This window comes from Acinetobacter pittii (genome assembly GCF_034067285.1).
Taxonomy (GTDB): Bacteria; Pseudomonadota; Gammaproteobacteria; order Pseudomonadales; family Moraxellaceae; genus Acinetobacter; species Acinetobacter pittii_E.
This window is the reverse complement of record NZ_CP139286.1, coordinates 2,149,655-2,175,451: the sequence shown is the minus strand read 5'-3', so window position 1 is coordinate 2,175,451 and position 25,797 is coordinate 2,149,655. Positions and strand designations below refer to the sequence as shown.

Annotated in this window: 20 protein-coding genes; 11 read left to right on the top strand and 9 right to left on the bottom strand. The window is 40.1% G+C overall.

Annotated elements, in window-relative coordinates:
* Positions 1 to 4: 4 nt before the first annotated feature.
* A complete protein-coding gene (locus SOI81_RS10245; RefSeq protein WP_163119317.1) occupies positions 5 to 454 on the bottom strand; it encodes a PaaI family thioesterase in 450 nt (149 codons plus the stop codon).
* A 305-nt stretch (positions 455 to 759) separates the two neighbouring features.
* On the opposite strand from SOI81_RS10245, the gene SOI81_RS10240 reads away from it, so the two are divergent.
* Together SOI81_RS10240 and SOI81_RS10235 are read left to right on the top strand one after the other, a co-directional pair.
* Positions 760 to 2,562, top strand: coding sequence for an acyl-CoA dehydrogenase C-terminal domain-containing protein (locus SOI81_RS10240; RefSeq protein WP_239976105.1), 1,803 nt, complete (start codon positions 760 to 762; stop codon positions 2,560 to 2,562).
* Positions 2,563 to 2,758: 196 nt separating this feature from the next.
* A complete protein-coding gene (locus SOI81_RS10235) occupies positions 2,759 to 3,562 on the top strand; it encodes a thioesterase family protein (protein WP_239976106.1) in 804 nt (267 codons plus the stop codon).
* Positions 3,563 to 3,634: 72 nt separating this feature from the next.
* Here SOI81_RS10235 and iorA read toward each other — a convergent pair whose 3' ends face one another.
* Positions 3,635 to 7,117: an indolepyruvate ferredoxin oxidoreductase family protein gene (gene iorA, locus SOI81_RS10230; protein WP_239976107.1), complete on the bottom strand. Its 3,483-nt coding sequence runs from the start codon at positions 7,115 to 7,117 to the stop codon at positions 3,635 to 3,637.
* Positions 7,118 to 7,323: 206 nt separating this feature from the next.
* Here iorA and SOI81_RS10225 point away from each other — a divergent pair, with 206 nt between their 5' ends.
* Positions 7,324 to 8,265 (top strand): LysR family transcriptional regulator, encoded by a 942-nt coding sequence (locus tag SOI81_RS10225; RefSeq protein ID WP_016141382.1) that lies wholly within the window; start codon positions 7,324 to 7,326, stop codon positions 8,263 to 8,265.
* Between the two features lie 252 nt (positions 8,266 to 8,517).
* On the opposite strand, the gene mvaB is transcribed toward SOI81_RS10225, so the two are convergent.
* The 5 genes from mvaB to ivd are packed head-to-tail and all read right to left on the bottom strand — an operon-like array spanning position 8,518 to position 15,031.
* On the bottom strand, positions 8,518 to 9,420 hold the full coding sequence (gene mvaB / locus SOI81_RS10220; protein ID WP_239976108.1) for a hydroxymethylglutaryl-CoA lyase: 903 nt from the start codon (positions 9,418 to 9,420) through the stop codon (positions 8,518 to 8,520).
* Entirely contained in the window at positions 9,417 to 11,408 is a 1,992-nt protein-coding gene (locus SOI81_RS10215; protein ID WP_239976109.1) for an acetyl/propionyl/methylcrotonyl-CoA carboxylase subunit alpha, read from the bottom strand. Before SOI81_RS10215 ends, mvaB begins: the two co-directional genes overlap by 4 nt.
* An 11-nt stretch (positions 11,409 to 11,419) precedes the next feature.
* The gene (locus SOI81_RS10210) at positions 11,420 to 12,223 is read right to left on the bottom strand and encodes an enoyl-CoA hydratase/isomerase family protein (protein WP_000121718.1); all 804 of its coding nucleotides are present in this window, start codon (positions 12,221 to 12,223) and stop codon (positions 11,420 to 11,422) included.
* Positions 12,224 to 12,232: 9 nt separating this feature from the next.
* Positions 12,233 to 13,834, bottom strand: coding sequence for a carboxyl transferase domain-containing protein (locus tag SOI81_RS10205; protein ID WP_032052942.1), 1,602 nt, complete (start codon positions 13,832 to 13,834; stop codon positions 12,233 to 12,235).
* A gap of 24 nt (positions 13,835 to 13,858) precedes the next feature.
* On the bottom strand, positions 13,859 to 15,031 hold the full coding sequence (gene ivd, locus SOI81_RS10200; RefSeq protein ID WP_016141377.1) for an isovaleryl-CoA dehydrogenase: 1,173 nt from the start codon (positions 15,029 to 15,031) through the stop codon (positions 13,859 to 13,861).
* Positions 15,032 to 15,175: 144 nt separating this feature from the next.
* On the opposite strand from ivd, the gene SOI81_RS10195 reads away from it, so the two are divergent.
* The 5 genes from SOI81_RS10195 (at position 15,176) to SOI81_RS10175 (ending at position 21,358) form a co-directional block, all read left to right on the top strand.
* Entirely contained in the window at positions 15,176 to 15,793 is a 618-nt protein-coding gene (locus tag SOI81_RS10195) for a TetR/AcrR family transcriptional regulator (protein ID WP_031969006.1), read from the top strand.
* Positions 15,794 to 15,902: 109 nt separating this feature from the next.
* Positions 15,903 to 17,597, top strand: coding sequence for an AMP-binding protein (locus SOI81_RS10190; protein WP_320540646.1), 1,695 nt, complete (start codon positions 15,903 to 15,905; stop codon positions 17,595 to 17,597).
* A 71-nt stretch (positions 17,598 to 17,668) separates the two neighbouring features.
* Positions 17,669 to 18,340 carry a class I SAM-dependent methyltransferase gene (gene cmoA, locus SOI81_RS10185; protein ID WP_320540645.1) on the top strand — a complete coding sequence of 224 codons (672 nt, stop codon included), beginning with the start codon at positions 17,669 to 17,671 and terminating at the stop codon, positions 18,338 to 18,340.
* A gap of 278 nt (positions 18,341 to 18,618) precedes the next feature.
* The gene (locus SOI81_RS10180; RefSeq protein ID WP_320541580.1) at positions 18,619 to 19,902 is read left to right on the top strand and encodes a DcaP family trimeric outer membrane transporter; all 1,284 of its coding nucleotides are present in this window, start codon (positions 18,619 to 18,621) and stop codon (positions 19,900 to 19,902) included.
* 100 nt (positions 19,903 to 20,002) lie between these two features.
* Entirely contained in the window at positions 20,003 to 21,358 is a 1,356-nt protein-coding gene (locus SOI81_RS10175; RefSeq protein ID WP_320540644.1) for an MFS transporter, read from the top strand.
* Between the two features lie 49 nt (positions 21,359 to 21,407).
* Here SOI81_RS10175 and SOI81_RS10170 read toward each other — a convergent pair whose 3' ends face one another.
* Positions 21,408 to 22,646, bottom strand: a complete 1,239-nt coding sequence (locus SOI81_RS10170; RefSeq protein ID WP_320540643.1) for an SGNH/GDSL hydrolase family protein — start codon at positions 22,644 to 22,646, stop codon at positions 21,408 to 21,410.
* A 111-nt stretch (positions 22,647 to 22,757) separates the two neighbouring features.
* On the opposite strand from SOI81_RS10170, the gene SOI81_RS10165 reads away from it, so the two are divergent.
* A complete protein-coding gene (locus SOI81_RS10165; protein WP_320138020.1) occupies positions 22,758 to 23,663 on the top strand; it encodes a LysR family transcriptional regulator in 906 nt (301 codons plus the stop codon).
* Here SOI81_RS10165 and SOI81_RS10160 read toward each other — a convergent pair.
* A complete protein-coding gene (locus tag SOI81_RS10160) occupies positions 23,656 to 23,958 on the bottom strand; it encodes a hypothetical protein (RefSeq protein WP_016141369.1) in 303 nt (100 codons plus the stop codon). The two genes, SOI81_RS10165 and SOI81_RS10160, sit on opposite strands and share 8 nt — an antisense overlap.
* Positions 23,959 to 24,862: 904 nt before the next feature.
* On the opposite strand from SOI81_RS10160, the gene SOI81_RS10155 reads away from it, so the two are divergent.
* Both SOI81_RS10155 and SOI81_RS10150 read left to right on the top strand, forming a co-directional pair.
* Positions 24,863 to 25,006: a hypothetical protein gene (locus SOI81_RS10155; RefSeq protein WP_016141368.1), complete on the top strand. Its 144-nt coding sequence runs from the start codon at positions 24,863 to 24,865 to the stop codon at positions 25,004 to 25,006.
* Between the two features lie 284 nt (positions 25,007 to 25,290).
* Entirely contained in the window at positions 25,291 to 25,701 is a 411-nt protein-coding gene (locus SOI81_RS10150; RefSeq protein WP_320541579.1) for a hypothetical protein, read from the top strand.
* The last annotated feature ends 96 nt before the right edge of the window (positions 25,702 to 25,797 follow it).

Sequence of the window (25,797 nt, the reverse complement as noted above, 5' to 3'; positions counted from 1 at the left end):
TTTATTATTTTCGAATAATCATTAAGGTTGCCGAGGCAAAGGCATACACTTTGCCATTTTCATCTACGATTTTTCCTTCGGTACTAATAATATTGCGGCCTGCGTTAATCAACTCGGCTGTCGCATAGTACGACGTATCAACTTGCATGGGACGGATCATTTTTACATTTAAATCAATAGTTCCATAGCCAACGCCATGTTCAAGTAATGTATGAGCTGCGCTGCCTGTTGCTGTATCTAAAGCTGTGGCGCAAAAGCCGCCGTGTACACCGCCTTGTATATTTCTATGTTCTTTGCGAGGAGTAACTTTATAAGTTGCTTTACCTGCGGAAACTTCAACGAGTTCCATTGGTATGGTGTGAGCCATAGGTGATGGAGAAACTTCACCATTTTTTAAAGCGGTTAAAAATTCGAGACCTGTGTATTGCGGGCTTTCCATAAATCGTCCTTGGATGATTAAGCAATCTAATTACCATACTATAAATTGAATTTTTACGGAATGAAATTTTGCTATACAAAATTTAAAATTATTCTTATAAACAATATTCATGATTTTATTTCGAATATTTTTACTTTAAAACATGAGCTTACATTTTATACCTATATTTTGGTGATAATAATTTTATTAAATTAGTGAAAATATATTTTGCTATAAGAAATTTTTTGATATTTTGGTGTGATTGAAACAATAAAAGTCCATTTAAGGAAAAAACGTTATCTGCCCCTATAACAAAGGCAGTAACATGAAAGGGAAAAACTATGCCTTTATATAAAGCTCCATTACGTGATATGCAATTTGTGCTGCATGAAATGCTTCAAACAGAACAGAACTACCAAGGTTTAAGCAAATATCAGGAAAGCGTAAATCGAGAATTAATTGATCAATATTTAGAAGCAGCAGCAGATTTTTGTGAAAATGAGTTGGTACCGATTAACCAAACTGGTGATCAAGAAGGGTGTCATTTAAATCAAGGCGTAGTCACAACGCCGAAAGGTTTTAAAGAAGCCTACCAAAAATATGCCGAGCTTGGATTTACCTCACTAACGGCTGACCCTGAATATGGAGGGCAAGGCTTACCGACATTGCTGCGGATTGCTATTTCTGAAATGTTATGTGGTTCTAATTGGGCGTGGGCAATGTATCCGGGTTTGTCTCATGGCGCGATGAGAACCATTGAGCACCATGGTACTGAGCAACAAAAACAGCAGTATTTGACTAAACTCATTAGCGGTGTCTGGACCGGAACCATGTGTTTAACCGAATCACATGCGGGTTCGGACCTTGGGTTAATTAGAACGAAAGCAGAACCAAATCCGGATGGGAGCTACTCCATTACGGGGGAAAAGATTTTTATCTCGGCGGGTGAACATGATCTTTCCGAAAATATTATTCATATTGTTTTAGCTCGATTACCTCAGGCACCCGCAGGGACCAAAGGTATTTCTTTATTTATTGTGCCTAAATTTAATGTAGATGATGAAGGTAATTTAGAAGACCGTAATAAAGTCGTCTGTAGCGCGATTGAACATAAAATGGGGATTCATGGAAATGCCACCTGCGTACTAAATTTTGATGGCGCAAAAGGTTACTTGATTGGTCCGGAAAATCGCGGGCTCAATTGTATGTTTACCTTTATGAATACCGCACGTATTGGAACGGCAGTACAAGGGCTTGCAGCTTCTGAAATTTCATTTCAAGGCGCATTAAGTTATGCCAAAGAGCGTCTCGCCATGCGTTCGCTATCTGGTCCTAAATATCCTGAGAAAAATGCCGATCCAATTATTGTCCATCCCGCTGTACGTTCAATGTTAATGACCCAAAAAGCGTTTTCTGAAGGCGGCCGTGCACTGGCTTACTTTTTAGCTCAGCATGTCGATATTGTGGAAAGCTCAAATGATCAGCAACAGCAGAAACACTCCGATGAATTACTGGCGTTTTTAACGCCAATTGCCAAAGCTTTTTTAACCGAGTCAGGTAATGAGTCTGCCAAGTATGGCGTTCAAGTATTTGGCGGTCATGGCTTTATTGTTGAGCATGGAATGGAGCAAATTGTACGTGATGCGCGTATCTCCACGTTATATGAAGGAACGACCGAAATTCAGTCTTTAGATCTGCTGGCACGTAAAGTTCTCAAGTCAGAAGGCAAACTTCTAAAAAATATGACAGATTTAATTGATCAATTTATTGGTCAAGCGCAATCCAATGAAGTCTTGAGACCGTATCTAGAAAAATTAGCTGAGCTTAAGCAACAATGGCTGTCACTGACCAAATCGATTGCAGAGAAAGCAAAGCACAACCCAGAAGAAATTGGGGCCGCTTCGGTGGATTATCTTTATTTTTCTAGTTACGTCGTGTTCGCTTATTTGTGGGCGCGAATGGCACAAGTTGCCCATGAAAAATTAGAATTGGGTACACAAGAGCAAGCTTTTTATAAAGCAAAATTAACTACTGCTAAGTTTTTCTATCAAAAACTTCTACATCGTACACAGAGTCATGCTGCTTCTATTGAGTCTGGCGCTGACGCTGTGATGGAACTAGATCAAGATGCTTTTGCATTTTAGTGAATAGTCATTTTTAGAATCACTGGGTGAAATTTATGTGCGGAATTTTACCTAGTGATTAAATTTGTAATTTTAGACTCATGAGTTTTTGGTAGGAAAAACCAGTTGAGCCAAACAAATAGAGGGTTAACATAAGCATTAAAACGTGAATTTTCATCAAATATTGATGTTGAATAAGGACTACGGAAAGAAAATCATGAATGCTTATTATCAATTATTGAATAGAACAATTGGTCCTCAAGGTGAAGTCATTGCTCATTATTGCTCAACTGTTCATGCACAAGGGGCATGGAATCCTCATGAACAGCATATGGCACCTGCAAGTGGCGTAATTGCGGCAGAGTTAGAGCAATTTTCACCACGACAAGATATGCGAATTGGTCGAATTAGTTTTGATATTTTTGGATTGATTGCGTTTGGTGAATTTACGATTAAGACCCATGTAATTCGTGCCGGTAAAACCATCGAATTGATTGAAGCAGAAATGCAAGCGCAAGGTAAAACCTGTATTGTGGCTCGAGCGTGGCGCATGTGTACTCAAGACAGTTCCGCTATTGCGGGGCTTGAAGATCAGCCCATTCATCATCCCGATACCTTTACAGAATGGACGGGCATGAAAAGATGGCCAGGTGGTTTTATCCAGACATTAGTCACTAAAACTGATGATCAGCACCGCGCGGGTAAAGGTATTGTTTGGCTCAATAATGATATTGAAATCGTGGAAGGGCAATCGACCACAGATTTTGCGCATTTAATTGGTATGGTAGATACTGCAAATGGCATTGTACCAAGACAAGAAGGCGAATTTACGTGGGGCTTTCCAAATCTTGATTTGCAAATTCACATGCATCGTTATCCGCAAGGGAAATGGTTAGGTCTAGAAACCGTTCAGCAATATGGGGCTGATGGTATTGGTTTAACTAGTGCAGTTTTACATGATGTGTATGGTCCATTTGGACGAAGCGAGCAGATTTTGACGTTACGTAAAATGGCTAAATAAATTTTTGAGCCAATAAAAAGTCATCCCTAAGGATGACTTTTTTATTTCGAGATTTAAATTTTAAGCAATTTCTTAGCTACGTACTTTAATGAGTGTTGGTGTAAGTTCATCCCAACGCTGTTTTGCAGCATCCATTGCTTTCATTTTGATATGACCATAACCACGAACTTCTGCCGGTAATTTTGCAATTTGTTCAGCAACTGCCAAGTTATGATTGTCTGGTGCTTCAACAAGTGCTTCAACAAATGCGATGTAACGGTCACGCCAAGCTTGTTCGTGTTGACGCTCTTCTTGACGCGCAAATGGGTCAAGGAAAGTTTCACGAAGCCATTGTAAGCGAGCAAGCATCATCATTGGGAAACGCATCCAGTAACCAAACGCACGTTTACGAACATTTTTCAGACCACCGAGTAACGCTGGTGGAGCAAGATGATACGTTAAACGTAAGCCTTTACCGAATTGGGTTTCGATCGATTCTTTAAAACTTTTACCTGTTAACAGACGTGCAACTTCATATTCATCTTTATATGCCATAACTCTATAAAGCTGAGTTGCAATCGTACCTGTTAATTCTTCAGGTAACTTTTTAGCTGCCAGTTCTACAAGTGTACGGTATTTAGTTGCGTAAGCTTCATTCCAATAGTCCGTTAGACGAGCAGAACGGTCTTCAACAAGTTCAGCTAAAGTTTGCGGAGTTTTGGTTTTTGGCATTGCCGCAAGTAAACGTGCAGCTAAAGTTGGGTCACTTGCAAGATGACAACCCACGCGGAAAGCCTCAAGGTTCTTTTCAACAGCCGTACCATTTAAGCGAATTGCTTTTTCAATACTTTCGCGCAGTAATGGAATACGACCAGATTGCCATGCCATACCGAGTAATAACTGGTTGGTATAAATTGAATCACCTAAGAGTAGTGTTGCAATGCGAGCTGCTGGCAGAGAAACCAGTTGACCTTGACGAACACGACCACGAAGGCGGTCAATTAAATCGCTAATAGGCGCATACCAGTCACGAGATTTAATAAACTCAGAGGTAGGAGTACTGTCTTCATTCACAATGACTAAAGCATCATCTTTTAAGCGAGAGAGAGCAGCGCTACCACCAGCGACTACGGCATCAGCACCGATGAGTAATTCACATTGACCTGCTGGAATTTTAGTAGAAGAAATTTGCTCATCACTTGCTGCAAGTTGTACGTATGAATAAACCGTACCACCTTTTTGGGCAAGTCCAGCCATGTCCATAACACGTGTTGCTTTGCCTTCTAGGTGAGCTGCCATACCAAGCAGTGCACCAATCGTCACAACACCCGTACCACCAATACCGCCGACCATAATACGACTTGGAACGTCATATAATTGAGGAATAATTGGTGATGTTGGCCAGCCTGCGCCAATGCCTTCAAATTTAGCTGGACGTTTCATATCACGTGTATGAACAGTCACAAAACTTGGGCAGAAACCTTCAGCACAAGTGAAGTCTTTATTACAGCTACTTTGGTTAATTTGACGTTTAGTACCTAAAGCTGTCTCTACTGGTTCAATAGATAAACAGTTTGATTTTTTCGAACAGTCGCCACAACCTTCACAAATATCACTGTTAATGTATAAACGTTCAGCTGGGTCAGGGTAGACATCACGTTTACGGCGACGACGTTTTTCACTGGCACAGGTTTGTACATAAATTAAAGCGGTTACACCTGAAACTTCACGTAATTCGCGTTGAACTGCATCAAGTTCATTACGATGGCGAATTTCTACGCCCGGTGCAATGCCGTCTTCTTCGTTTAATAATTTAACTTCATCAGTCACGATGACTTGTTTTTTAATACCTTCCGCAGCAAGCTGACGAGTTAACTGCGCAACACTCAAATGCCCATCTACATGCTGACCACCTGTCATAGCGACTGCATCGTTGTAGAGGATTTTGTAGGTAATATTCGTTTTTGCAGCGATAGATTGGCGAATTGCTAAGTAACCTGAGTGGAAGTAGGTTCCGTCACCAAGGTTAGCAAAAATGTGTTTTTCATTGGTAAATGGTGATGCACCAACCCAACTTACGCCTTCACCGCCCATTTGAGAGAATGTTTCGGTACCACGGTCAAGTGAAACAGCAATATAGTGACAACCAATACCGCCCAGTGCGCGGCTACCTTCAGGGACGACTGTTGAAGAGTTATGAGGGCAACCACTACAGAAATACGGTTTACGTTCAGCAAGATCAATGACACGTTTTGATTCTTGTTCTGCTTTTAGCAGTAAGTCAATTCTGCTTTGGATTTGTGTTTTTAAGCTTTCTGGAATATCGAGTTTTAAGAAGCGAGCAGCCAGCATTTTTGCAATTGGTTCTGGTTGGTACTCATAGTGACCAATGAGAGGTGCTTCTTCAATAGTGGTACTCCATTCACCTTTACCATCAGTTGCTTTACCAATGACACGAGGACGTTTGCCATCAGGCAATGAGTACAGCTCGTCTTTAATTTGCGTCTCAAGAATTGGTCGTTTTTCTTCAATAACGATGAGCTCTTCTAAACCTTCGGCAAATTCACGAATGCCTTGTGGTTCTAAAGGCCAAATCAGACCAACCTGATAAACACGTAGCCCAAGCTGTTGGGCAGTTTCATCTTCAATACCTAAAATACGTAAGGCTTCAATGGTATCTAAATAACCTTTACCACTTGCGGCAATACCGACACGGGCATTTTCACAAGGCCATGTTACGGTGTTGATTTTATTCGCGCGAGCATAGGCCAAAACAGCAGGTAAGCGATATTTATAAAGGCGTTCTTCTTGCTGAATGCCATGATCTGGCCAACGAATATTAACGCCGCCCTCTGGGAAATTAACATCTTCTGGGATAACCGGAGTAACACGGTCTAAGTCAACATGAACTGACGCGGAAGTTTCAACAATTTCACTGACCAGCTTCATTGAAGTCCATAGACCAGAAAAACGTGAAACGGCAATGGCGTGAACACCAAAGTCTAAAATTTGTTGAACGGATGTTGGGTAGAAAATTGGAATACCACAACCAATCATGACATGTTCAGACTGGTGAGGGATTGTAGAAGATTTACATGAGTGGTCATCACCAAATAAGGCAACAACACCACCACGTTCAGAGGTACCAGCTAAGTTAGCATGGCGGAGTACATCGCCTGAACGGTCAACACCCGGGCCTTTACCATACCACCATGAAGACACTCCATCATATTTGCCTTGGCCAGAAAGATTAACTTGTTGCGTACCCCAGATTGCGGTAGCAGCCAAGTCTTCGTTTACACCAGGTTGAAATACAACATTATGGGATTTAAGTAATCCTTGAACTTGCCAAAGGAAACTATCATAGTTACCAACAGGAGAACCGCGATAACCAGAAATAAAACCAGCAGTATGATAACCATTCAACGCGTCACGGCGAGTTTGGGCAAGAGGCAACCGAACAAGTGCCTGAATACCGGTCATATATGCTGTACCGTTATCACTTACATATTTATCTTCAAGTGACACATCCTTTGTTGCAATAATATTTGGAGTGACTTTTGTAGCTATATTCATTTATATCTCCTTAGAATTTTTAGTAGCTCGGACTACTTTCTTTTTTCAACATCCAGTTGAATATTTGGAGCAAGTGACATACGAAATAAAAAAAGATCGGTTCCTCTTCTTAAAAAAAGAATTAGTGCCAATGTATGTACATTTAGTCATTGTGGTTGATCTAAACTGGTGCAACAATCCGTAATTTAGGAAAAGATATTTACGTTATGCGCAAAAATCTCGATGGTGGACTATTGCATGCGATGCATGCATTCCTGAAAGTGATTGATAGCGGGAGTTTCACAGCAGCAGCTGAGCAGATGGATCTGACCACAGCACAGGTTTCACGTCTTATCAGCGAGCTAGAAACACGCTTAGGTACAAAATTAATACAACGCTCAACCCGCCAGCAGGCACTCACCGACATTGGTGCGACTTACGCTGAGCGCTGTCGCCAAGTCATTTCAATGGTAGATGAAGCGGAGTCAGAAGTAACAGGAACGGCATCTAAACCCAAAGGGCGTTTACGTGTATTAAGCATGGGAAGCTTTGGGCATCATTATGTCTTTCCAGTGATGGCCGAGTTTTGTAAGCATTACCCCGAATTAACGGTGGAATATACGACTTCACAATACGTCCCAGACCTGTTGGCAAAAGGGGTCGATGTCAGTCTTTATCTCACTGAATCATTAACAGACTCTCGTTTTGTTGCACGTAGAATAGGCACTATTTTTTCTGTTTTATGTGCTTCACCTGCGTATCTCGAGAAACATGGTGTACCGTCTTCTCCAGAAGACTTAAAAAATCATGCTTGTTTACGCTTGGTAAACCCGTCTATTACGCCAGATTGGCACTTGTTAAATGCAAAGGGTGAGTCTTATCAAATAGATACTGGCGGGCAACTCATTGCAGATAATCCAGAGTTGTTATTAGATGTGGTGCAACAGGATATGGGAGTCGCGTTATTGCCGATGTTCTCGGCTTTAGATGCGGTTCAAAATGGAAGATTATGTCATATTTTGCCTGAGTGGCGTTCGCCCGATATTGGAGTTTATACCTTATTGCCTTCACGCCATTTTATAGATGCCAAAACACGTGCATGGTTAGATTGGGTGGAAGAATATATTTCTCCAAGAATCGAAATGGATGCATCTTATTTTTATAAATAATGAGGTAATTTTTTTAAGGATTACAATTGAATAAGGATGAAGAATAATACAGATTAGAATAAAAATAGGGTAGAAAATGCTTCTTTTGACAGAGGCATTTGATACAGAGATAAATGATAAATTTTAAAAAAATTGCGCAAAGATATTTAATCCCAATTCCTGAACGAAATGAGATAAAGATGAGATGGGATGATCTGGTACTTCGCCTAATATTCAGCCTTATACCAGATGCTAAGTGATTTTAATTTATGACTATGCACACTTGGTTTGCCAATAAGCATTTGCATAGTTCGACAAGTTTTTTCGGTTTAACACATTGCTAATATTTTGGCTGGCCTGCATCAGTTTTTCTAAATCAATGCCAGTTTCAAAACCCATGTGAGACAGCAAATAGAACAGATCTTCGGTCGATACATTGCCCGAAGCTCCTTTGGCATAAGGGCAACCGCCCAGTCCTGCAAGAGACGAGTCAAAAACACGAATGCCTTGCTGTAAAGACTGATAAATATTGGCAATTGCCATGCCGTAGGTGTTGTGGAAATGCCCAGCCAAAACCTTGCTGTCGAGTTCAGCAAGGCAAGCTTGCCACACCTTTTGAACGCGATCTGGAGTAGCTGTGCCAATAGTTTCACCTAAAGATACTTCATAGCAGCCTATGTCATAAAGTCGTTTAACAACTTTCACCACTTGCTCAGGAGCAATTGCGCCTTCATAAGGACAATCGACTATACAAGAGACATAACCGCGCACACGGATGTTATGTGCTTTTGCAGCAGCCATGACATCGCTAAACTTCTCAAAGCTTTCGTCGATTGAGCAGTTAATGTTTTTACGTGTAAAGCTTTCAGAAGCTGCAGTAAACACCGCAACTTCTTTGCATCCTACCGCTTGAGCAGTTTCAAAACCTTTAATATTTGGAGTGAGCAGGCTAAATTGCACATCTGTTGTTTGAGGTAACAGCTTAAATAGCTCATCACTTTGAGCCATTTGTGGTACCCATTTTGCCGAGACGCATGAACCCACTTCAATTGATTTCAGGCCTGCATTAATCAGGTCATTAATGAAGTTTAAGCGTTGTTCAACAGTTAAAGCCTGCTTTTCGTTTTGGAGGCCGTCTCTGGGACCGACCTCCACGATTTTGACAAATTCACTCATGCAACTTCCTCCTGCGCAGGCTGAAATTCCACAAGCTCATCGCCAGCTTTGACCTGATCGCCGACTTGGAAGTAGGAGTCTACAATTACGCCGTCTTTAGGAGCGCGGATGGTATATTCCATTTTCATGGCTTCAAGCGTCATTAAAATATCGTCTTTCTTCACGCTGTGATTTGCACTGACTAGCACTTGAGTGACCACACCCGGCATTGGTGCTTTTAAGTGACCTTCATCGGCTTGGCTATCTGCCTGATTAAAGTCTTGGCGAATATAAGCAAACTTATAGCTTTGTCCATTTTGGAACAAGGTAATGCCTTGCTGACTTTGGTTAAAAGATAGCTTTTGCTGAGTTCCATTAATTTGAACAGACGCCGTATGTGCATCAATCAATTGCCCGGAAATCGGGTAGCTTTGACCGTTATATTCTGCGGTGAAGCCATCGTCATTTGAAGCAAATTTAATTTGAATATTTTGGTTTAAATAGTTCAGTTTGATACTGTGCTGATAAGCAATATTTAAGCGCCAAAGTGGTTGAGCCTGCCAAAGCTGTTTTTGGCTTGAACTGTTGTTATTAAGTTTGCTTAGAAACTCAATGAATGCCGCTGCTACTACAAGTTCTGGTTTGATTTCTTCAGGACTAAACAAGAAGTTTTGTTCACGCTGAATCAGATTGGTATCAAGCTTGGCTTGTTTAAACGATTCGCTACGAACGATTTTTTCAAGGAAAGCAATATTGTTGCCTAAACCATCGACATGGAATTGGCTTAGGGCATGTTGCATTTGAATGAGCGCAGCTTCACGGTTTTTACCCCATACGATCAGTTTGGCAATCATTGGGTCGTAATAGGTCGTGATTTCATCGCCTTCAACAATACCGCTGTCTACACGCACATATTGGTTTTGAGTTGGGTAATGCAGATAGTCAATTTTACCAATTGCAGGTAAAAAGCCTTTTTCAGGTTCTTCAGCGTAAATACGTGCCTCGAGCGCATGTCCGTGAATTTTTAATTCGTTTTGTAGTTTAGGCAAAGGTTCGCCATAAGCCACACGAAGTTGCCATTCAACCAAGTCTTCACCTGTAATCATTTCAGTGACTGGGTGTTCGACTTGTAGACGAGTATTCATTTCCATGAAATACGCCGTACCGTCTTGTTCCACAATAAACTCAACCGTACCAGCACCAACATAATTTACCGCACGTGCCGCATCAATTGCAGCTTGGCGCATTGCATCGAGTTTTTCGCTTGGCATTTGTGGAGCAGGGGCTTCTTCTAGCACTTTTTGGTGGCGACGTTGTACAGAGCAGTCGCGTTCAAACAAATGTACATAGTTGCCATGTGTGTCACCAAACACTTGAACTTCAATATGGCGCGGTTGAATCACATAACGCTCAATCAAGACATCATCATTACCAAAGCTCGATTTGGCTTCACGCTTACAAGAAGCTAAGGCATGCAGAAAGTCTTCACTGCGTTCAACCAGACTCATGCCTTTACCACCACCGCCAGCACTGGCTTTAATTAAAACAGGATAACCAATTCGGTCTGCCTGTTGCTTTAAAAAGTCGGCATCTTGGTTGGTTCCGTGATAACCCGGTGTTAAAGGAACACCTGCTTTTTCCATTAAAGCTTTAGAGGTCGCTTTTAAGCCCATTGCCAAAATGGCATCAACTGGTGGGCCAATAAAGCAAATATTGTGCTGTTGGCAAGCGAGTGCGAACTGGTCATTTTCTGAAAGGAAGCCGTAGCCTGGATGAACCGCTTGGCTGCCTGTATCAATTGCTGCTTGAATAATACGGTCAACCTGTAAATAACTCTGAGTTGCAGGGGACTGACCAATATAAACCGCTTCATCGGCAAGTTTGACATGTTGTGCATTTGCATCTGCATCGGAGTAGACGGCAACTGTTGCAATACCTAATTTTTTAGCTGTGCGAATTACACGGCAGGCAATTTCGCCACGGTTCGCAATTAAAATCTTTTCAAACATGATGATCGTCCTTAATTGTTGTTATTCGAGTTAGAAACCCAAGCAGGCTGCTGTTTATTTAAAAAGGCACTCAGACCTTCTTTTGCCTCGCTGCCTTGACGAACTTGAGCAATATGATGTGCTGTCTGTTGCAGCAAGTCATTGCTCATGGTCTGGTTGCTCACCATTTGAATGAGTTGTTTTGATGCCGCTTGAGCATGCGGACCACCGAGTAATAGAGCATCAATAATTTCTTGAACTTTTTTATCTAAGTCTTCGGCATCTGCAACTTCGTGGGCCAAACCGATTTGTTTGGCTTCACGTGCTGAAATTCGCTCGGCAGTTAAGAAGTAACGAGAGGCTTGTCTTGCGCCAATTGCACGAATTACATAGGGACTAATGGTAGATGGAGCAAGCCCTAAACGAACCTCAGACGTTGCAAACTTGGCATCCGTACTGGCAATGCAAATATCACATGCTGACGCTAAGCCCATGCCGCCACCAAAGGCAATGCCATGTACTCGGGCAATGGTCGGTTGCTTAAGTGTTGCAAGTGCATCAAGCATTTGTGCAAGTTTTAATGCATCTGCTTCATTTTCTGCTGAAGATGCCTGACCTGCCTGTTTCATCCAGTTCAGGTCGGCACCTGCCGAAAAGCTTTTGCCGCGACCCGCTAAAACTACAACACGAATATCATCACGGGTATTGATTTGCTTAAAGCAGGCATGTAGCTCTTCAATGACTGTCGTATTAAAAGCATTGTGCAATTCAGGACGATTCAGCCAAACATAGGCAACCTGACCTTGTTGTTCGAGTTGTAAAAATTGATAGCTCATATACACCTCTTACATGCGGAACACGCCAAATTTGGTTGGCTGGATTGGGGCATTCATTGCAGCAGCAAGACTTAAACCAAGTACTTGGCGAGTTTGAGCTGGGTCAATGACACCGTCATCCCAAAGGCGCGCAGAAGCATAGTACGGATGACCCTGACGCTCGTATTGTTCGCGAATTGGTTGTTTAAACTCGTCTTCTTCTTGCGCTGACCACTCGGCACCTTTTTGCTCAATCTGGTCTCGTTTTAAAGTTGAAAGTACGCTTGCTGCTTGTTCGCCGCCCATTACTGAAATACGAGAGTTCGGCCAAGTCCATAAAAAGCGTGGTGAATAAGCACGTCCGCACATACCGTAGTTACCCGCACCAAATGAACCACCAATAATCAGGGTGAGTTTTGGTACATTTGCGGTAGCAACTGCCATCACCAGTTTGGCGCCGTTTTTTGCGATCCCTTCATTTTCATACTGGCGACCAACCATAAAGCCCGTAATGTTTTGTAGGAATAACAATGGAATATTGCGCTGCGTGCATAGCTCAATAAAGTGCGCACCTTTTTGTGCAGACTCAGAAAATAAAATTCCGTTATTGGCAATAATGCCGACTGGCATACCGTAAAGTGAAGCAAAACCCGTAATCAATGTTGAACCAAAACGTGCTTTGAACTCATCAAAACGAGAGCCGTCTACAATACGTGCAATCACTTCACGAACATCAAAAGGTTTACGCGCATCGCTTGGCACCACGCCATAGAGTTCTGAAGCATCAAATAGCGGTTCATCAACTTGTTTATTTAAGTCATTTGGCTTTTTATTTAAGTTAGCAACAATGTTCCGCGCAATCGCAATGGCATGTTCATCATTTTCAGCTAAATGGTCAGCTACACCCGAAAGACGTGTGTGTACATCGCCACCGCCTAAGTCTTCACTGCTCACCACTTCGCCAGTTGCAGCTTTTACTAGAGGAGGGCCGCCTAAGAAAATCGTACCTTGGTTACGGACAATAATCGTTTCATCAGACATGGCAGGAACATACGCACCGCCAGCGGTACAGCTCCCCATCACCACAGCAATTTGAGCAATACCTAGGCTCGACATGCGTGCTTGGTTATAGAAAATACGCCCGAAATGATCGCGGTCTGGGAAAACCTCATCTTGCATTGGCAAATAAGCACCACCTGAATCCACCAAATAAATACAAGGCAAGTGATTTTGTTCGGCAATTTCTTGTGCGCGTAAATGCTTTTTAACTGTAAGTGGGTAATAGGTTCCGCCTTTAACCGTTGCATCGTTGGCAACGATCATGCAAGTGATACCGTTGACTTGACCAATACCCGCAATCACACCTGCGGCAGGAACATCATCTTCATAAACGTTATACGCTGCCAACTGTCCAATTTCTAAAAATGCCGTGCCCACATCAATCAATTGATCAATACGTTCACGGGGTAAAAGTTTACCTCGAGCCAGATGTTTTTGACGGGCATTTTCACCGCCGCCTAACGCAATACGCTGGGCAACTTGTTTTAGATCTGTGACCAATGTTTGCATGGCTTGCTGGTTTGTTTTGAAGTCTTCACTTCGAACATTAATCTTGCTTTGTAATTGGTTCATAAGATGCATCCTTATTTATAATTATTATTTGGTTTCATTGAAGAGTTCGCGGCCAATTAACATACGGCGAATTTCAGAAGTTCCGGCACCAATTTCATAAAGTTTTGCATCACGCCATAAACGGCCAGCAGGGAACTCATTGATATAACCGTTGCCGCCTAAAGTTTGAATTGCCTCACCAGCCATCCATGTCGCTTTTTCAGCAGCATATAAAATGGCGCTTGCCGCATCTTTACGTAGACTGCGGTCATGGTCAGCTTTATCACATGCAGCACCAACGGCATAGACGAGAGCTTTACATGCCAACCAAGTTGAATACATATCGGCAAGTTTACCTTGCATAAGCTGGAATTCACCTAAAGCTTGGCCAAACTGTTCGCGTTGATGTAAATATGGAATGACCACATCTAAACAGGCATCCATAATACCTAAAGGCCCGGCACTTAAAACTGCTCGTTCATAGTCCAAACCGCTCATCAGTACTTTTGTACCGTTACCCACACCACCGAGTACGTTTTCAGCAGGTACTTCTACATTGTCAAAAAACAGTGGGTAAGTGTTAGAGCCACGCATGCCGAGTTTGTCTAAATGATTACCATGGCTAAAGCCTTTCATGCCTTTTTCAACTAAAAAAGCAGTCATACCTTTCGCTCCAGCTTGCGGATCAGTTTTGGCATATACCACTAATACGTCTGCATCCCCGCCGTTGGTGATCCACATTTTTGAACCATTTAAAACGAAGTGATCTCCTTTTTGCTCAGCACGTAATTTCATGCTGACCACATCAGAACCTGCATTTGGCTCAGACATCGCAAGGGCACCTACATATTCACCGGAAATCAATTTTGGTAAATACTTTTGTTTTTGCTGTTCGTTACCGTTACGGTTAATTTGGTTTACACATAAATTAGAATGAGCACCGTAAGACAAACCAATAGCTGCCGAAGCACGAGAAATTTCTTGTAAGGCAATAATATGAGCTAAATAACCCATATTGGCACCGCCGTATTCTTCAGAAACTGTCATACCTAAAAGGCCCATATCTCCGAATTTCTTCCAGAGATGTGCAGGGAATTTATTGTCTTGATCAACTTGTTGGGCAATCGGTGCAATTTCCTTTGCACAAAATGCGGCTACTGAATCTTGAAGCGCAATTAAAGTTTCATCTAGACCGAAATTCAAGCTGCGTAGGTTCATGATGTTTTCATCCTATTGGTTATATTTGTTGTCCATAAAATATTTTGTGGATATCTGATATGTACCATACAATGATTTTTTAAAAAAGTGAATACAGATTCATAAAATGATTTACAATTCATTTTATTTGTTAGAGAATAAATTATGAGCTATAAACGATCATCTTTAATGCAGGAGCGGATGGAGCAAAATCGTAAGTCGATTTTGAGTTCAGCCAGAAAATTAATTTCAGAGGGAGGGTTTAAAGACGCGCAAATACAAACAATTGCAGAGCAAGCGGGTGTATCAAGTGGACTGGTTTATCGCTACTTTGATAATAAAAGCCAAGTGCTGATTGAAGTTTTGTCTGAGGCTATTAATACAGAGTTATTGGTCATCGATTCGATTACCGAAAGTGAGTTATCGGCAAAACAGAAATTACATAAGGCGGTGGCGACCTTTGTAAAACGGGCACTGAATAGTCCTCAGCTTGCATATTCACTCATGTTTGAACCCGTCGATTCAACGGTTGAGCATGAGCGTTTTCGTGTGAAGCAATTGATTAAACAAAGTATTAAAAAAATACTAGCAGATGGAAATGCAAGTGGTGAGTTTGTCTTGGATGATTTAAACACAGCAGCACTTTGTGTTGTAGGCGCCATGACCTATGTGGTGGTTGAACCTCTAGATCCAGCTCAAAATACAAAGTTTGATCATGCCCACAAAGACTATTTTTCAAAACAGATTGCTGACTTTTGTGTAGATGCTGTGCAGAGGAAATAGGGCAGATAAAGGATAAAACAACACAAAATAAGTAGTTTGGAAAAGTAGTTGCAGTAACAAAAATTAGATCAGGTAAGAAGAGAATAAAAGAATCAAGGAGAATGATTCAATGCAACAAGAACGGTTAAGCTACGCCTCGGGACCAAGCACGCAGCCCTTATTGGGTATGACCATTGGTGAACAATTTGATCAGGCCTGTCGGCAATATGCTGAAAAGGAAGCAATCGTTAGTTTTCATCAAAACAGACGATTAACCTATAAAGCTTTGCAGGATGAAGTAAATGCCTTTGCTTGTAGCCTTTTAAAATTGGGATTAAAAAAAGGAGATCGGTTAGCCATCTGGTCGCCCAACTGTGTGGAATGGACAGTTACCCAATTTGCAGCTTTTAAAGCAGGGATTATTTTAGTTAATCTGAATACAGCTTATAAAAGCCATGAACTTGAATATGTGTTGAATAAAGTCTCATGCAAAGGATTGGTGATTGCTTCTCAATTCAAAACGACTGATTACCAAGAATTACTGACAAAAATTGCCCCAGAATTAACTAACTGTGGAGACAAAGTGCTCAGTTCAGCGCGACTGCCACATTTAAACTTTGTCATTAAAATTGATGATCAGCAACATACGGGTATCCATCGCTTTAGTGATTTAGTCATTACACCAACATCAGAACAACTAGAAGAGTTAAAACAGTTAACCAAACAGCTCCAGTTTGATGAAACCATTAATATTCAATTTACTTCAGGTACAACAGGTAATCCTAAAGGGACAATGTTGACCCATCATAATATTTTAAATAATGGTTATTTTGTCGGTGAAGGCATTCGTTTAACCCCTCAAGATAAAGTGTGTATATCTGTGCCGTTATTTCATTGTTTTGGCATGGTCATGGGGAATCTAGCCTGCGTTACGCATGGTTCAACCATGGTCTATCCATCGGCAGTGTTTAATCCTTTAGAAACTTTAAAAGCGATTCATCAAGAACGTTGTACGGCAGCTTATGGCGTGCCAACTATGTTTATTGCCACCTTAGAACATGAACAGTTTAATGAGTTTGATCTATCGAGCTTAAGAACGGGCATTATGGCAGGTAGTCCTTGCCCACGTGAAATTATGCAGCGAGTTATAGACCGTATGCATATGTCTGAAATCACGATTTGTTACGGTATGACTGAAACCTCGCCAGTAAGTGTACAAAGCTCGGTAAATGACTCGATTGATAAACGAGTAAGCACAGTTGGACATGTTCATCCGCATGTTGAAATTAAAATTGTCGATTTAGAAGGGCAAATTGTTCCGCAAGGTACTTTAGGTGAGCTATGTGTTCGCGGTTATTCAGTGATGGCGGGTTATTGGGGCGAAGAAGAAAAGACTCGAGAAGTGATTGATGCTGCTGGTTGGATGCATACCGGTGATATTGCCGAAATGGATCAAGACGGTTTTATTAAAATTAAAGGCCGTATTAAAGATGTCGTGATTCGTGGTGGGGAAAATCTCTTTCCAAAAGAAATTGAAGACTTTTTATATACTCATCCAGATGTGAGTGACGTACAGGTCATTGGGCTCCCAGATGCGAAATATGGTGAAGAACTCTGTGCTTGTATTATTTTGCACGAACATCATCAAATTGATGAAGACAGTATTCGCCAATTCTGTAAAGAGCATATCTCTCATAATAAAGTGCCGCGCTATGTCCGATTCTTTAATGAGTTTCCAATGACTGCTTCAGGCAAAGCGCAAAAGTTTAAATTGCAGGAAATTATGCGAGCTGAACTTAATTTAACAGGCAATGTCTTTGACTAAAGAAGTCAAGAGTCCAGTCAAAGTGCAGCGAACTATAAATGTAAAGGCAGTTTAAATAGAGGGAAAACAAAATGGCAAAAGACTTTAATAGCCCAAAGGTAGTCGACGGGTATGACCAACATATTCGTAAATTGATTCCGGGCTATGAAGTGATCCATCTACAGGTGGATGCCATTTTGCAGTCGGTATTGCCACCAAATGCTCATATTTTAATTGTGGGCTGTGGGACGGGTTATGAACTCGAATATTTACTTAAACGACATCCCGACTGGAAATTTACAGCAGTTGATCCATCTTTGACTATGCTGCAAAAAGCTCAGGAACAGGTTGAACTTTTAGGTAAGCCTTCCCAAGTCAGCTTTGTTCACGGTGAAACGTCAGATTTATCTCTTGAGAATTGCTTTGATGCTGCACTTTCTATACTGGTGGCTCATTTTATTTCAGATGAGATAAAACCTGTTTTTTTTAAGAATATTTATGATCGTTTAAAAGAAAAAGCAGTTTTGCTGACCTACGATTTAATGACTTGTGTAAACCCACAGCAGCTTCAAGCACTACGTTATTTATGCTTGGCTCAAGGTTTAACGGAAGAGCAATGTCAAAAAATGTTAGAGCGTATGGACCAAGACTTTTTTAGCCTAACTACTGAAGGATATATAAAACTTTTAGAAAAAGCTGGTTTTGAAAGTGTGCAATCTTATACGCAAATTTTGACGTATCAGGGATTTATTGCAAAAAAATAATGGGTTTGGGAAAGCGTTAATACGGATGTAAAACTTACATATTCTCAATGAGGAAGAGAATATAAAAACTGAAAAAAATTAAAAGATTTAGCTTTACTTAAAACAAATTAAAAAGTGGCTTTTAGGCCGCTTTAGGGAGGTTTTGTCTAAAAAAATATGATCGAAGTCTTTCTTGTAAAAGAAATACAAATTTTTAAGCACCTATTTTAGGTAGGTACCTAACAAAAGGGATGTCGAGATCTTTAAGTCTAATTAAAGATCAAAAGGAAAATTTCATGATGAAAGTTTTAAATACAACGGTTCAAAAAAGCCTGTTGGCTGTTTCGATCACTCTATATGTGTCTTCTGCTTTTGCAGGCCAAACAGATCTTGAAATAGCACAACTTCGCCAAGAAGTGAAAGAGTTACGGGCTATGTTACAAGCTAACATGGAGGCGCAAAAATCTTTATCGCAAGGGCGAGTGGAACTAGCAAATTCAATAACTCCTCAAGCCGTATCGCCAATACAGCAAGGTTTAACCAAGTCTGGTGCAGAATTTAACTTATACGGTTATATACGGGCAGATGCTTCTTATCAAATGAAGGGGGCCTCTACTATGTATAACAATATTAGTGGAGTACCGCTCGAAAATACGCCAGAAGAGTCCGCACAAAAAGACCAGTTGCACAGCACCGTTAATGTGACACGGTTTGGGCTGAATTTTAAAACCCCAACTGCTGCGGGTGAGGTAGGCGGGAAACTGGAAATGGACTTCTTTGGGGCAGCCACTCGTGATCAGTTTCGGATACGCCATGCTTATTTAACCTTTAACAAATGGCTCGTCGGTCAAACATGGTCAACTTTTATTGCTCCAGAATATTATCCGGAAACGATCGATGCAGGCACATTTGTAGGAAGTGCATTATTAAGATCGCCACTGGTTCGTTATAGCGATAACTTAACTGCCAATACAAGTTTTGCTGTATCGGTTGAAGACCCGAAATATACCGCTGCATCAGACCCCGATAACAAAATGCGTTTACCAGCTTTGGTAGGGCGTTTAAATCATAAATTTGCCAATGGTTCGATGCTATCGGGGCGTAGTTTTGTTGCCGAAAAGAGAACCAATAATGATGAGGAAATGTCTTGGGGTGTTGGCTTCGGCGGTAAATATCAGGTTACGTCCGATACATTACTTAAAGCCGATTATTACCATGTCAAAGGAGATGGGCGTTTCCTACTATGGAGTAATAGCGGCTATGCAATAGATGATCAAAACAATATACACAGCAATGAATTTGATACCGTTTCTTTGGGTATCACTCATCAATTTACGCCACAAATTCGTTCAACCTTGGGTTATGGCTATATGAAAGCCAAAGATGATAACCGTTTTGCTGAATTACAACGTAATAGCACCACTCAAAATAAAGAGCTTTGGCAGGGCTGGGTGAATGCACTTTATAACCCTTACAAACCAATTACCTTGGGCGTCGAATATGTTTATGGCGAACGAGAAACTTTTGATGGCCGTAACGGGATTGATAGCCGCTTCAATATGATGGCGAGTTATGACTTTTAATTTATTCAGCAAAACCTTGAATAATCTGTTTTTTCTTTAGGGTGCAATATGTCGTTTTAAAAAATTGAATATGAATTTATCTCACAGAGGAGGTGAGTAAATGACAACATCTAAATTAAATGTAAATGAAGTTATTGATCAGGCCAAATTTACCCCTTTTCACTGGAGTATTTTGCTTTGGTGTTTATTAATTATTATTTTTGACGGTTATGATCTGGTGATTTATGGCGTTGTACTGCCTTTGCTGATGCAAGAGTGGTCGTTAACAGCAGTACAAGCGGGGATGTTAGCAAGTACAGCACTGTGCGGAATGATGTTTGGAGCAATGTTCTTTGGAACTTTGGCAGACAAAATAGGCCGTAAAAATGTAATTTTAATTTGTGTAACTCTTTTTAGTGGTTTTACCTTCTTAGGTGCTTTTGCATCAAGCCCACTTGAGTTTGGGGTACTTCGGTTCTTGGCGGGACTAGGCATTGGTGGGGTCATGCCAAATTTAGTGGCACTTACCTCGGAGTACGCACCTAAACGTATACGCAGTACGCTGGTGGGGACCATGTTTAGTGGTTATGCGATTGGGGGAATTCTTTCAGCCTTAATTGGTAGTTATTTGGTTGAAAGTCAGGGGTGGCAAATTATGTTTTTAATTGCTGGTATTCCATTACTTTTATTACCTGTCATTTGGAAGTTTTTACCTGAGTCTTTAACCTTTTTAGTTAAAACAGGTAAAACTGAACAGGCACATAAAATTATTCAAAAAATTTCACCTGAACAAACCTTAACCATCAACACGCACTTAATGCTTAATGAAGATAATGTGCCAACAGGTAGCTCTGTAAAAGGATTATTTCAACAGGGCCGTGCATTTAATACACTCATGTTCTGGCTCGTATTCTTTATGTGCTTACTCATGGTATATGCCTTAAGTAGCTGGTTACCAAAACTCATGCTGGCAGCAGGGTACTCGCTCGGAAAGAGTATTTTATTCTTGCTTGCCTTAAATGTTGGTGCAATGATCGGTTCAATCGGTGGTGGGATTTTGTCTGATAAATTCCACTTAAAACCTGTAATTATGGGAATGCTGCTATCGGGTGTTCTGGCACTGGTTGGCTTAGGTTTTAACTCACCAGCTTATGTTTTATATGGTTTGGTGACTGTGGCAGGAGCGGCAACGATTGGTACCTCAATTTTGCTTTATAGCTATGTGGCGCAATATTATCCATTAAGTGTGCGTTCTACTGGAATTGGCTGTGCCTCTGGTGTTGGTCGTATTGGGGCAATTGTTGGGCCTATCTTAACGGGTCTGTTATTAGGTTTTGAACTTCCCCATAAGATGAATTTTGTGATGATCGCAATCCCTGCAATTTTAGGACTTTTTGCTGTCATGGTACTTCGAAGACATGTAGCTGAAAAACAGTCCATTACACCAAAACTTAACGTCGAGTTAGAAGGTAATTAATCAATATTGATACAGGTAGGGAGCAAATTCCTACCTGTATCTGGACGTTTTATTTATGAAGTAACTGGTTTACATCGACCAGATTTGCCATTTGCTGATTACCACGGTCATTAGGATGTAAATGATCTCCCGAATCATAAATTGGATTTAATCGATCAGGATGTTTAGGGTCTTTTAAGCCTTGATCAAGATCAAGTACGCCGTCAAATGTATGGCTGGTTCTCATCCAGTGATTAATGCGCTGACGTAATTCATCTTTATTCGGTTGATAGTAATTATCTAAAGGAGTGTTGGGTAAGGCACCTGAAAATGGAAGTAACGTTGCCCCAATCACTTGAATACCTTGGCGATGTGCTTCATCTACCACACGTTTATAGCCTTGGGTTAATGCTTCAAAAGTCGGTATTGGTTGTTTAGGTGCAAATGCGGTACCCGGCCATGAGATATCATTAATACCCACCAGAACAATTAATGTTTTCACTCCAGAATATTGAAATACTTCTTTTTTCAAGCGTTCTAAAGCACTGTCGCCCATACCGTCGTTAAGTAACCGATTTCCTGAAATTCCACTATTAATGACCGCTACTTGATGTGGTGATAAGCGCTTAGCTAAAAAGTCGGTCCATCTGGTATTTGCATCTAAAGTTGCAGTTGCACCATCGGTAATTGAATCTCCAATGACTGCAATAACATGTGCTTTACGCTTCGGTTTTACTTCCACAGCTGACAATAATAATCGCGCAGTGGTAGTTTTGGCATTGCTAGGCGTATTTAAGTTGGCGGTCTGGTTGCCTGTAATTAGCCAACTGGTTTGTTTGGCGTCCCAATGAAAAGTTTTAAATGTAGTTGGCTTTTGAATAAAGGTATTAACCATTAATTGCCCATGATTGGGAACAGGTAGCTGGATTGGATCACTCATTAGCTGTTTGCCAGGTAAAATTTGTGCTTTAAGCTTTCCAGAAAAATAAACTGGATAAGCACTCTTTGATTTAAGGCTTTGTCCTTTGATTAGTCCCACGGTAGTTTTATCAATATAGATCGGTTGATCCCCATATTGATTGGTAAAAATAAGCCTAACAGCTTCACCACCTAAACTAATTTGACTAATTTGTTTGATGGTCTGATTAGATATTTGATCTGGAATTAGAGTCGGAAAAACGAAATCTTTATTCCAAACTTTTTGTGGACTAGCTGCCCAAGTGGTAATCCATTGGCTATTTTGTACTTCTGCTTGCGCTACAGTAGATGATAAAACAAGAGAAAATAGGGCAGATTGATAAAGTTTCATCTCGTGAACTCTTTAAAATAAATTAAAGTTATCTTGAAACAAATTGCTGGCTTGTTATAGCGACATAAGCGGAATAAGATTTGTGAATGAAATTCATAAATAGCTTTTGTTATGTCCTATTTTGATATTAATCGGTCTGGCGAGTTGGCAATTTTTATTCGTGTAGTTGAATTAGGAAGCTTTTCGGCAGCCGCAAGAGCTTGCGACATGACGCCATCTGCGGTTAGTAAGTTAATTTCTCGGTTGGAAAAAAGACTTGGCGTCAGACTACTGAACCGTTCAACACGTCAATTCCAACTCACCAGTGAAGGATGCCAGTTTTATGAGCAAGGTATTCAAATCCTGAACGATCTAGACGAACTTGAACAATCTGTTACTGCAAACCATATGCCGCAAGGGCGAATTAGAATTCATACTAGTCTTTCATATTGGACGCATTTTTTATTGCCTTGTATTTCTCTATTTAATCAACGCTACCCACAAATAGAATTAGAAGCTCATTTAAGCGATGAAGTGATTAATTTGGTTGAGCAAAGAATAGATGTTGCAATTCGTACAGGGCCTTTAAAAAGCTCAAACTTGATTGCTCGTACACTCGGGAGCACGCAGAAACATTATGTATGTTCACCAGCCTATATTGAAAAGTATGGCTGTCCGCAGCACCCAGAAGACTTATATGGACATCAGCTTTTAGATGTAAGTTATCAACGCCAGAATAAAACATGGTTCTTTAAAAAAGACGATCAAGAAATCACGCTTGTCCCCACTAAAGTATTAAGAGTAAATCATGGAGAAGCGATCTTACAGTTAGCACTTGCAGATGTGGGCGTTGCACAGCTTAATGAATTCCAAATCCAAAAAGCTGTAGAGCAAAAACTATTGGTCAAAATTCTTGAAGACTGGAATACCAATGCTTCTGAAGAATTTCATGCCGTCTGGATTGGACATGATAAATATGTTCCTAAACGTGTCAGGGCTTTTTTAGATTTCTTGGTCGAGCATGCAAACATTAGTTAATTGGTTTTTTTCTGGCACTTAACCGACATTGATCCATGGTTTCATTCATTGTTTCCACAAAGTGCATATCCGCATCAATATTTTGTAAGCTTACTTTTGGTAAGTTTTCTACAAACTGTGGCGAATAATGTTTTTCTAAAGAGTTATAAATACAGTTGCATTGTGAAAGTGCACGACCTGCCCAAACACAATGTGTATTAAATTCATTTTTACTAATAGATCTGCAACCTATTAAACTTATAGAACTTATTAATAGGATGCACGTTAAAACAATACGATATAAAAAAAACATCATTATTGCTCTTTGTTGGTTGTTGTTATCGTTCAGTTGGGTTTGAAGATGTCTTAATCTTTAACATGCGTTAAATATTGAGATCTTTTGTCGAGAGAGAAGAGTGTGTGTATGGGCAAAGAAATACAAAAAGTTTTTTAAAACTGTTTTAAGCCAAATAAAAGGGTAGTGAAGAGTAAGAAAAATAAAATAATATAAAATAATAGTCATTAGAGACTCCTTGATAAAAGAAGTTGCGCCCAATCACTGCTATTAATTATGGTGGTGAAACGAAAGAGGGTTAGCAGACTGATACCTAAGAAACCAGCACACCCGAAGGTGTCCCACTCCCGTTCCTCCGTCAAAGGCACGAGGGGCTCCACACCAAAAAACTTGTTTTTAGTGCACTTAGGTAGACGATCTGCTAAAACCGACTGACAAAATAGGTCAGCGGGAGCATCATAAGCTGAGCCTTAAAGCGGGTCAATTGCAAAAATAAAAGATTGGTTTATATAAACAAATATTAATATTTTTAAATTTTTATTAATAAAATAAGGAGTTATTTAGAATTTGAAGTATTGAATAAACATTCAATCAAATTTAAGAAATGAGTTTTAATGTTTATATATCAAATATTTATTAATTGTGTATTTGTATAGTGTAGAGGGCTATTAACTTAATAAGGCATAAGTCTAAAAAGGGTAAGAATTTTTAATTTTATAAATATGATGTAATTAAATAATTAGCTGTTGCCAAAAAATAATCAAAATATCAATTGCAAGAATAGTAAATTTTTTTAGATTTATTTTATTTAGCTTTTTACAAAAGCTTGCATAACCTACAAAACTTAAGAGAACGATAGCGATAGGTAAACATAAGAAAATGTTATTCATAAAGCTACATCTTAAGATTTAAAAGGGTGACCTCAATGTTAAGAATATTTTGTGCAGTGAGTATGGTAGTGACAATTGCAGTTGGTATGAGTGCATGTCAAGATCGGGATCCGCGAGATAATGGGACCCATGGCGCTAATGACCCAACTACTCCTCAACAAATGGATAAAAACTCATAATGATTGTGCTTAAGAAAACTCACTGTTATGTGGGTTTTCTTATCGTTTATTTCTATAAAATATGTAACATAATAAAAAAAGCAATTATATGAAAATATAAAATTAATCAATAAATTAGTGGGTTATTATGTTTATATAAATTTGTTGTTATTGAATTGTGTCTAACATAAATTATAGTTTCAAAAAATTAATAAAATAAACACAATAAATTACTTATATTCATCCAAAATTCATTTTAGTGAAAACAATTTTTTAAAGGTAAGGATATGCCCCAGTAATTAAGGATAGCTGAGAAAATCTATCAAAATGTTAAAGAAAAAAAAGGATTTACAGATGATCCTATGGAAGACCTTAACAATTTGATGATTGAGCTCAGACACGAGATTAAGGGGACAAAGCTTAAACTTTTATACAATTATATTGATTTCGCTGAATTACTGATTAAACCTCTTCAGGAATCTAAAATTAAATTAGATTTAAGTATTATTCCTAAAAGTAAGAATACACAGGAATTTGTGCTGTGGCTTGCAGGTTTTATCGAACGAATTACGACGGGCGGTCAAGAAAAATTACCTCCCATCCGCGCAAAAGTTGCTTTGCCTGCCTATGCATATGAAGAAACATATCCCTCTACGGGAAGCCCCGTAAATAACGGGGAAGAAATTATTGAATACTTTAAGAAAAAAGAAAATTAAATCAATTTTCAGACAAGCCTGATGTGAACACTAGATCAGGCTTAAATAATATTAGAACTTTATTACGATGATGCTCAAATGAATACTTAAGGTGGT